Origin of the sequence: Paenibacillus tyrphae, assembly GCF_027925525.1 — a bacterium.
Lineage (GTDB): Bacteria > Bacillota > Bacilli > Paenibacillales > NBRC-103111 > Paenibacillus_G > Paenibacillus_G tyrfis_B.
Genome location: NZ_BSDJ01000080.1, coordinates 1 through 1,254, shown reverse-complemented (window position 1 = coordinate 1,254; position 1,254 = coordinate 1). Strand labels below are relative to the sequence as shown.

The window sequence follows — 1,254 nt, the reverse complement described above, 5'->3', positions numbered from 1 at the left end:
GACGTGTCAAACAACGAATCGGATCGCCTGTCGGGCTTGACCGTACAGGATCTTATGCTGAAATGGCCGTACGGAAAGCTGCGGCTTGAAGAAATAAAAATGACGCGGTTTCCCGGAGCTCATGCCCGCATGCAGCTCGGGGGCATCATGAGCGAGGAAGACAGCCAAGCTTTGGTGCGGCAAGGCAGCTACCGCGACCCGATCGGCCTGTATGCGGCTCGGGAAGGGCAACCGGAGGAACCGTTATTCCTCGGGCAACTGCATGAAATCCAAGTCGACCGCATCCATGGCGTATATAACGTGCAGGTGGATGTCATCTCGCATACGTACCAACTGGACGTGCAGCGCAAAAGCCGCTCCTTCCAGCATGCGGGCATGCTTTATACGGATGTGCTGTCTGAAGTGATTCACGCGTATCCGGGTGGAAACTTCTTGGAAACCGACGCGTTCCAGCGCGGGGCTTCGCTCGGCGATCTGGTGCTCCAATACGAGGAGACCGACTGGGAGTTTATTCAGCGGATCGCTTCCCATGCGGGCGCGGTGGTGACGCCGGACGTCAGCACCCATGCCCCGCGTCTATGGATCGGAACGCCGTCGGGCAGGCAGCATGTGAAGCTGGAAGAGGGCGCTTACGGCATCCGGCATGACGTGCAGTCGTTTCTGACCGCGGTGGAAACCAAGGTCGAACGCTTCCAGGAGGAAGATTTTACGCGCTTCATCATCACAAAGGACCAATGGCTGGAGCTCGGGGCGGAGGTAGAGAGAAATGGCCGTCTGTTTGTCGTTGCAGGCATCCAGGGAGCGTTGGTTCACGGCATTTTGCAATTCGAATACTTATGCACCACCCCGGCAGGGCTGCGGCAAAACAAGCAGTATAATGAGAACCTGCCGGGTCTGGCGATGGATGGGAAAATTTTAGCCATCGGCGTCAAGAAGGCGAAAGTCCATCTGGATATCGACAAAAACCAGCCGGAGCATGAAGCGGTCTGGTTCCCGTATTCGTCGCCGACGAGCCATATTTTCCATGCCATGCCGCCGGTCGGATCGCGGATCAAGCTGTATTTTCCGACGCACGACGAAGCGGAAGCGATGCTGATTCAATCGGTGCGGACGCCGTTTTCCCCGCAGGGCGAGGCGGCGGAGAAGGCGAACAAGAAAATGGCCGATACAACCGTGAAGTCGTTTTCCACGGGTGGAGGCAAGGAATTCGAGCTGGGGACGAAAGATATTTCGTTTACGGCGAAGGAAGGCGCG

1 pseudogene is annotated in these 1,254 nt (G+C 57.2%); it reads left to right on the top strand.

Annotated elements, in window-relative coordinates:
* Nucleotides 1-1,254: pseudogene (locus QMG93_RS34915) on the top strand (contractile injection system protein, VgrG/Pvc8 family); the annotation flags it as partial.